The following is an 8,214-nucleotide window of genomic DNA, read 5'->3' on the forward strand; positions in this document are numbered from 1 at the left end:
AACACCTGCGGCGCAGCGGCTGCTAGTCTCGCCGCATCTTCCACTGGAGTCGCCCCGATGATTGCTGCCTCATCCCTGCGTGGTTGCCGCCTGCTGCTTGCTTCGGCGCTGCTGGTTGCCGTTCCCGCATTCGCCGCGCCGGCCACGGTCGCACCGGCAAAGATCCAGGTGTCGCCGGCGATCGATGCGGCGGTGAAGGCCTCGACCCGCGATCCGGCCAACGTCAAGCGCGACGGTTTCCGTCATCCTGCGCAGACGCTGGGCTTCTTCGGCGTGGCGCCGGCAAAGACCGTCATCGAGATCACGCCCGGCAATGGCTGGTACTCGGAAATCCTGGCGCCGCTGCTGCGTGACAAGGGCCAGTACATCGCCGCGGTGGTCGATCCGCAGGCCGTGGCGGAAGGCCGCGGCCGCGACTACCAGCAGCGCAGCCGCGACAGCCTGGAAAAGAAGTACGCCGCCGCACCGGCACAGTTCGACAAGGCCGCCGTGGTCGCCTACGACCCGGCCAAGCCGGTGTTCGGTGCGGCCAACTCGGCCGATGTGGTGCTGACGTTCCGCAACGTGCACAACTGGCGCAAGGCCGGCCAGGCGCAGGGCATGTTCCAGGGCTTCTTCAACGTGCTCAAGCCGGGCGGCGTGCTCGGCGTGGTCGAGCACCGCGCCAAGGCCGACGTGGCCGACGCTGACGACACCGGCTATGTGGGCCAGCAGCAGGTGATCGCGATGGCCGAGGCTGCCGGTTTCAAGCTGGATGCGCGTACCGAGGTCAATGCCAACCCGCGCGATACCAAGGACCATCCGAATGGCGTCTGGACCCTGCCGCCGACCAACCAGCATGACAAGGCGGACGACGCCAAATACCAGGCCATCGGTGAGAGCGACCGCATGACCCTGCGTTTCGTCAAGCCGTAAGCCGGCACGTCGTACTGCCAGCGCGGATTCCCCACTGTAGAGCCGAGCCCATGCTCGGCTCATCGCGCACAGCGCGACGGAACGCAACAGCAGCCGAGCATCGGCTCGGCTCTACCGCCGAGTGGCGCGTGACGCGGCGTGGGACAATGCACCACCCCGCCTGCCGTCGCCGCGATGCTGATTGCCTTCAACAAGCCGTTCAACGTGCTCTGCCAGTTCACCGACCGCAGCGTGCCGCCGCGGCCGACATTGGCCGGTTTCGGCTTGCCGCCGCGCGTCTACGCTGCTGGCCGCCTCGACCACGACAGCGAAGGCCTGCTGCTGCTGACCGACAACGGCACGCTGGCGCACAAGCTGACCGACCCGAAGCACAAGGCGGACAAGCTCTACTGGGTGCAGGTGGAAGGCACGCCCAGCGACGAGCAGTTGCAGCAGCTGCGCGATGGCGTGGTGCTCAATGATGGTCCGACGCTGCCGGCGAAGATCGAGCGCCTCGATCCTGCGCCTGAGCTGTGGCCGCGCGATCCACCGGTGCGTTTCCGCAAGACGGTGCCCGACAGCTGGCTGGCGATCACGATCCGCGAAGGACGCAACCGCCAGGTGCGGCGGATGACCGCTGCCGTGAACCTGCCGACGCTGCGCCTGGTGCGCGCTGCAATGGGGCCGTACCGGCTGGATGACCTGCTGCCCGGGCAGTGGCGGCAGATCGGCTGAAAAAAAGGCCGGAGACCTTGCGGCGTCCGGCCCTCGTGCAGCGTCATGGGGTGAGAACCCTTCCTGCGGAAGGGATCCGACCCCGGTCAATCAGGCGTCGCTGCCGATATCACTGTGTTCGTCGACCACGGTGTCGTTGCGGCGATCGCGCGCGTTGATGCGCTGGGCCTGGCCGTTGACCACATGGCCATTGGCGGCCTTCTTCTTCTGCTGTTTGCGGTACAGCGCATAGCCCAGCAGGCCCACGCCCACGGCAGCTGCCGCGATGGTCACCGCCGGATTGCGGCGGGCGAACTTGGTGGCGACCTTGCCGCCGGTCTTCACTGCGCCAAGGGCGGCGCCGGTCTTGATCCAGTCGCTGGCCTGCGGGCCGAGGTGACGCAGGCTCCCGCCCGCGCTCTTCAGGCCATCGCCTGCGGTATGGGCCAGGTCGAGGGCGCGCTCCAGGGCGCGGTCGGTGATTACGGTCAGCTTGCTCATGCGGGGGTGTCCTTGCCTCGGGTCGAAGTCCAGTGTCGCCTGTTGCCCGTAAACGGTATGTCAGTCAGGCGGGCGCGTGGTGTGACTCTACCGCAGCCATTCAGGAACGGGCGGGGTGTCGGCGCGCATCAGGTCCCGCGCGGCTTGGCCCGGTGGGTCGCCGTGGCCGTCCATGGGTCGTCCGGCCACGGGTGGCGCGGGTAGCGGCCCTTCATCTCCTTCTTCACCTCGGCGTAGGTGTTCTCCCAGAAATTGCGCAGATCCTGGGTCACCTGCAACGGCCTGCCACCCGGTGAGAGCAGGTGCAGGGTCAGCGGCACCCGGCCATCGGCGATGCGCGGCGTGTCGGCCAGGCCGAACAACTCCTGCAGCTTCACCGCCAGCACCGGCGGCAGCGGCTCGCCGCTTTCGCCATCCAGCGCGTAGCTGATCGGCCGCTCCAGCCCTGACGGTACGGTGATCCGGGTGGGCGCGTGGCGCTCGACCAGCTGCCGTTGCGACCATTCCAGTGGCGACTTCAGGGCTTCGCCGAAACTGGCCTCGTCCAGTGCATCCAGACGTGTCCTGCCCGCGAACGCCGGCTGCAGCCACTGCGCACGGTTGGCCAGCAATGCGGCATCACTGCAGTCGGGCAGGCCCAGCTCGGGCATCCAGCGCCGCAGCGATTCCACCCGCGCCTGCCACTGGCGCAGCCCTTCGGTCCAGGGCAACGCCTGCAGGCCGAGCTCGGCAACGGCATCGGTCAGTGCCTGCGCCGCCAGCTGCGGATCAACCCGGCCAGCCGAACGGCTGTCCATCACGATGCGGTCGAAGCGTGTTTCGCGCAGCGCGACCAGGGCGCGGCGGGTGTCATCCCAGCGCACCGCGTCTTCGGTCACGAAGCGCTCGGGCCAGTGCCTGCGCAGATAGCCTTCATCCACCGGTGCGGCGCGCAGCAGCAGCGCATCGCGGGCTTCGAAGCGCAGCTCGCTGGCTACCAGCCACGGTTCGCCCCGCAGGTCGCTCAGTTCATGCAGGCGGGCACTGCGGCCGTTGGCCAGCAGGTAACGCAGCGGGTCGTTCGGATGCTGGAAGGCAATGCGGTCGGGGAAGGCGTGGGCCAGCAGGTCGCCGAGCTCGTGCGCCTCGATGCTGGTCGGCGGCGCGGCCTCACAGCGCAGGCGACGGCGCCACTGTTTGGCAGCAGCGTCGATGGCGGCAAGGCCACTGCGATTGGCATCGGCCGGCGTACGGCCATTACGGAAGGCCGCCAGTGCACGCCAGCGCGCGGCCAGTGCATCACCGCCCTGGCGCAACGGGTCGCGGGCTTCCAGCAATGCGGCAAGATCGGCGGCCAAGGCCTGTGCGCGGGCATGGGGTGCGGCCAGCAGCATCGCGGCCATCCGCGGATGGATGCCCAGCGCCAGCACGCGACGGCCGAGTGCAGTGATCGCGCCGCTGCTGGACAACGCGCCCAGGCGCTGCAGCAGTTCGCGTGCGGCGGCCATCGGCCCGCTCGGTGGCGGGTCGAGGAAGCGCAGGTCACTGCTGCCCCAGGCGGCCAGTTCCAGCGCAAGGCCGGCCAGTTCGACCTGGTCGATCTCGGCGCGACGCTGCGGCTCCAGCCGTTGTGACTGCGGCCACAGCCGCCACGCCACGCCCTCGGCCACACGCCCGGCACGGCCGGCACGCTGGTCGGCCGAGGCCTGCGCAATGGCGACCACGTCCAGGCGGGTGAAGCCACTGTTGGGGTCGTAGCGTGGCTCGCGCGCCTGTCCGCTGTCGATCACCACCCGCACGCCGGGCAGCGTCACCGAGGACTCGGCCACGTTGGTGGCCAACACCACGCGGCGGCGGCCGTCGCTGGCGGCCTGCAGCACGCGCGCCTGCTGTTCCACCGGCAGCTCACCGTGCAGGGCCAGCACGTCCACCGCAGCGCCATCAAGACTGTCCTGCAGGCCGGCCTGCACGCGCGCGATCTCACGCTGGCCGGGCAGGAACACCAGCAGGTCACCGGGGTGCTCGGCCAGCGCCTGCTGCACGGCACGCCGTACCTGCAGTTCCAGTGCCTCGTCACGCCGCGCCGGGAAGTGGCTGATCGCCACCGGATAGCTGCGGCCCTCGCTGCTCAACCGCGGTGCATCGAGGAAGCGGGCCAGCCGCTCGCCGTCCAGCGTCGCCGACATCACCAGCAGGCGCAGGTCGTCGCGCAGCTGCGATTGCACGTCCAAGGCCAGCGCCAGGCCCAGATCACCACTGAGGTGGCGCTCGTGGAATTCATCGAACAGGATCGCGCCGACGGTCTCCAGCATCGGGTCGTCCTGCAGCATCCGGGTCAGGATGCCCTCGGTGACCACCTCGATGCGCGTGCGCGCCGATACCTTGTTCTCGAAACGGATGCGGTAGCCGACGGTGCCGCCGACCTCTTCGCCGAGCTGGCGCGCCATGAACATCGCGGCACTGCGCGCGGCCACCCGGCGCGGTTCCAGCAGGATGATCCTGCGGCCCTGCAGCCATGGCGCATCGAGCAGCGCCAGCGGCACCTGGGTGGTCTTGCCAGCGCCAGGTGGCGCTTCCAGCACCAATCGAGAGTGCTGTCGAAGTGCGTCAAGGACCTGCGGAAGCAGCGTGTAGATCGGGAAAACAGCTGGTTTCATGCTCCAAGGATAAGCGTCCCGGCGCCGACGTGGCTTGACCCTGCAAGGTTAGGGGTGTTCTGGTAGCGCGCTCTGCTTCCGGCCTGCCCATGCGTCCCAGCTTCCTGCTTGCCTCACTCCTGCTGCTGCCAACGTGCAACAGTGCCAGCGCCGCGCCGTCCGACACTGCCCACCCGATGGCGCGCCTGCTGGGCGCGGACGTTCAGCAGCGCTACCTGCCGCAGGGCATGAGCGATGAACCGTCGGTCCGGCGTGCCTATGAACAGGGCATTCTGCGTTCGCCGGACCTTCCTTCGCTGGAACTGTCCGGTGACCAGGCTTTCATCTTCTTCGCCCAGTTCGCGCGCAGCAGGATGGGGCCAACCTTCAATACCTTGAGCGTGTGCCACGATCCAGACGGCTTCCGGCTGTTGGTCGGTGGTGGATCGCGCCAGTCCTGCGCAGCGCGCCCCGACGCAGGGATGCGGTTCGTCCGCCAACGAAATGGGGACCTGGTGTGCGAGCCCTGCGCTGCGCTCAACCTGCCGGAGCGCTGGGAGCGCCACGACCGCCACACGCAATGACCCGCCGAATGACCACCGGGGCGGCGGGCTACAATGTACACGAATACTGTTCTGTAGCCCCCATGCATCTGATCGATATCGGCGCCAACCTGACCCACGACTCCTTCGACCGCGACCGCGACGCCGTGCTGGACCGCGCACGCCAGGCCGGTGTGGTGCAGATGATCATCACCGGTGCCAGCCGCGAGCATTCGCCGCTGGCCCTGAAGCTGGCGCAGCAGCACCCGGGCTTCCTGTACGCCACCGCCGGCGTGCACCCGCACCACGCGGTGGAGTACACCGACGAGTGCGATGCGGAGATGCGCGCGCTGCACGCCCATGCCGAGGTGGTGGCGGTGGGCGAGTGCGGGCTGGATTATTTCCGCGATTTCTCGCCGCGTCCGGCGCAGCACCGCGCGTTCGAGCGCCAGCTGCAGCTGGCTGCGGACAACGGTAAACCGTTGTTCCTGCACCAGCGCGATGCGCATGCCGATTTCATGGCGCAGATGAAGAACTTCGAAGGCCGCATCGGTCCGGCCGTGGTGCATTGCTTCACCGGCGAGCGCCAGGAGCTGTTCGATTACCTGGACCAGGACTGGTACATCGGCATCACCGGCTGGCTGTGCGACGAGCGCCGCGGTGGCCACCTGCGCGAGCTGGTGAAGAACATTCCGGCCAACCGGTTGATGATCGAGACCGACGCACCGTATCTGCTGCCGCGTACTTTGAAGCCGATGCCGAAGGACCGCCGCAACGAACCGATGTTCCTGTCGCACATCGTGGAAGAGCTGGCGCGGGATCGTGGAGAGGATGTGAAGACCACGGCAGCGAACGCCACGGCCGCCACGCGTGCGTTCTTCCGCCTGCCCGACGCTGCCTGATCAGCAAACGGTAGTGCCGGCCAGCGACCGACACTACCCGTCAGCCGGGAACGCCCGGATCCGGTAGCGCCGGGCCATGCCCGGCGAGCGAAGCGGCAAGATCCGTCAGTCCTTCGCGATAGCTCGGAAACCGCGGTGCCCACTCCAGCGCCTCGCGCGTGCCGCGGCTGTCGATGCGCTTGTTGCTCTGGTAGAAGCGCCGCAACGTCGCACTGAGCGATGGATCATCCCAGGCCACTGCGGGCGGCAGGGCAAAGCCCCCCAGCTGCGCGGCGAAGGCCAGTACATCCTGCGACGGCGCCGGCTCGTCATCGCTCGGCAGATACAGCGCATTGGCTATAGGGCGGCGCATCGCGGCGATCACCACCGTTGCCAGGTCTTCGACGTGCAGCCGATTGAACACCAACCCTGGCCGCACCACGTGCCGCGCGCGGCCCTGCGCCAGCTGCAGCAGCGCATTGCGCCCGGGCCCATAGAGGCCCGGCAGGCGGAACACTGCCGAGGCGATGCCGCGCGTATCCGCCAGCGCACGCCATTGCGTTTCGGCAAGGCGGCGCTGCATACCGGCCGGCTCGGTGGCATCGGCAGCACTGTCCTCGTCGATCCAGCCACCGTCGCGGTCGCCATAGACCGAAGTCGACGACAGGTAGCCGAGCCAACGCAATGACGCGCTGTCGCGCAGCGCGGCATGCAACAGGCGCAGCGCTGGGTCGCCCTCGGCATCGGGTGGCACGCTGCACAGCACCGCGTCGGCGTGTGCGATGGCATCGAGCAGGGCGGGTGAGAGCGCGGCATCGGCACTCAGCTGATGGCGCTGCAGGCCATCGTCAGGTGCTGACGCGGGATCGCGTACGGTGCCTTCCACCTGCACGCCCTGGGCCCGAAGATGCGCAGCCAACACGCGCCCACTCCAGCCCATGCCGAGGATCAATACGCGCTTCGGCAACGGGCCAGGCAGGTTCATCGGATCACGCCGCGCGCTGGGCCTGGTAGGCCTGCAGGCTGCTATAGGCCACCTGCAGCAGCAACGCTTCCTGGCCCGCGGCGCGCGCACGCGCCAGCATGTCGCCGACGATCTGCGCGGCTTCTACCTGCTGGCCTGCCTCCAGGTCGCGCAGCATCGATGCCTTCAACGCCGAACCGGCCTGGGTCAGGGTGCCGCGCGCGGTGTCCTGCGCCGCCTCCGGCACCGGTTCACCCGCGGCTTCGGCCACCGCCAGGCATTCGTCGTAGAGCCCGCGCACGATGGCGTCGCCGTCGTCGGTGGCCACGATCGTGCCGATGTCCGCACGCAGCAGGCAGGTAGCCGCCGCCAGCGCGGTGAGGAACGTGTACTTGATCCACTGTTCCTGACCGATGTGCTCACTGACCAGATGATCGAGATTGGCCTGCGCACAGGCTGCTGCGAATGCCTGCACGCGCGCGGAGACCGCACCGCCATCGCGTTCGCCGAAGGTCAGCTTGGCCGGCTTGCCCAGGTGCAGCACCGCACCATCGGGCGCCTTGGTCGCACTGATGAAACACAGCCCGCCGAGCACGGCGTCGCGGCCGAAGCGTGCGTCGAGTGCGTTGTAGTGGTGCAGGCCGTTGAGGATCGGCAGCACGGTGGTGCCCGCGCCCACGGCCGGTGCGATGGCATCGATCGAGCTGTCCAGGTCGTAGGCCTTGCAGCTGAGGATCACCAGATCGAACGGCGTGTCCGCAGCCAGCGCGGGCAGGTCATCTGCGGTGACGTGCTGCACCGGGAACGTGGCGTCACCCACCGGACTGCGCAGCACCAGGCCATCCCGATCCAGTTGCGCGGCGCGGGCCGGGCGCACGAGGAAGGTCACGTCCACGCCCGCCTGGGCCAGGCGACCACCGAAGTAACCGCCGGTACCGCCGGCGCCGAGGATCAGGATACGCATTGCACGCTCACCGCAGTTGGGGGATTCACTGCTGCGATTGTGCCGGAGTTTGCGGCGAACGGCTGCGCCCCTCGTGGTGGTTTGAAGCACAAGCCGTGTTTGGGTCGGGGGGGGGGGGGGGGGGGGGGGGGGCGGGGGG

8 protein-coding genes are annotated in these 8,214 nt (G+C 68.7%); 4 read left to right on the forward strand and 4 right to left on the reverse strand.

Features of this window, described 5'->3' with window-relative positions; all coding sequences use genetic code 11:
• Window positions 1-57: 57 nt before the first annotated feature.
• Both WKB25_RS13170 and WKB25_RS13175 read left to right on the forward strand, forming a co-directional pair.
• Window positions 58-915 carry a methyltransferase gene (locus tag WKB25_RS13170; protein WP_340571133.1) on the forward strand — a complete coding sequence of 286 codons (858 nt, stop codon included), beginning with the start codon at window positions 58-60 and terminating at the stop codon, window positions 913-915.
• A gap of 174 nt (window positions 916-1,089) precedes the next feature.
• Window positions 1,090-1,629 carry a pseudouridine synthase gene (locus WKB25_RS13175; RefSeq protein ID WP_340571134.1) on the forward strand — a complete coding sequence of 180 codons (540 nt, stop codon included), beginning with the start codon at window positions 1,090-1,092 and terminating at the stop codon, window positions 1,627-1,629.
• 90 nt (window positions 1,630-1,719) lie between these two features.
• Here the strand turns inward: WKB25_RS13175 and WKB25_RS13180 are convergent, their stop codons facing one another.
• Together WKB25_RS13180 and hrpB are read right to left on the reverse strand one after the other, a co-directional pair.
• The gene (locus WKB25_RS13180; RefSeq protein ID WP_025877588.1) at window positions 1,720-2,109 is read right to left on the reverse strand and encodes a hypothetical protein; all 390 of its coding nucleotides are present in this window, start codon (window positions 2,107-2,109) and stop codon (window positions 1,720-1,722) included.
• Window positions 2,110-2,237: 128 nt separating this feature from the next.
• Window positions 2,238-4,745 (reverse strand): ATP-dependent helicase HrpB, encoded by a 2,508-nt coding sequence (gene hrpB / locus WKB25_RS13185; RefSeq protein ID WP_340571135.1) that lies wholly within the window; start codon window positions 4,743-4,745, stop codon window positions 2,238-2,240.
• A 176-nt stretch (window positions 4,746-4,921) separates the two neighbouring features.
• Between hrpB and WKB25_RS13190 the strand changes: the two genes are divergently transcribed.
• Window positions 4,922-5,308, forward strand: coding sequence for a hypothetical protein (locus tag WKB25_RS13190; protein WP_340571136.1), 387 nt, complete (start codon window positions 4,922-4,924; stop codon window positions 5,306-5,308).
• 62 nt (window positions 5,309-5,370) lie between these two features.
• Entirely contained in the window at window positions 5,371-6,168 is a 798-nt protein-coding gene (locus WKB25_RS13195; protein WP_340571137.1) for a TatD family hydrolase, read from the forward strand.
• A 40-nt stretch (window positions 6,169-6,208) separates the two neighbouring features.
• Here the strand turns inward: WKB25_RS13195 and WKB25_RS13200 are convergent, their stop codons facing one another.
• Window positions 6,209-7,132, reverse strand: a complete 924-nt coding sequence (locus tag WKB25_RS13200; RefSeq protein ID WP_340571138.1) for an NAD-dependent epimerase/dehydratase family protein — start codon at window positions 7,130-7,132, stop codon at window positions 6,209-6,211.
• Window positions 7,133-7,136: 4 nt separating this feature from the next.
• Complete coding sequence (panE, locus tag WKB25_RS13205; RefSeq protein ID WP_340571139.1) at window positions 7,137-8,075, reverse strand: 2-dehydropantoate 2-reductase; 939 nt, start codon at window positions 8,073-8,075, stop codon at window positions 7,137-7,139.
• Between the last annotated feature and the right edge of the window lie 139 nt (window positions 8,076-8,214).

It is taken from the genome of Stenotrophomonas sp. G106K1, from assembly GCF_037969685.1.
Classification (GTDB): domain Bacteria; phylum Pseudomonadota; class Gammaproteobacteria; order Xanthomonadales; family Xanthomonadaceae; genus Stenotrophomonas; species Stenotrophomonas lactitubi.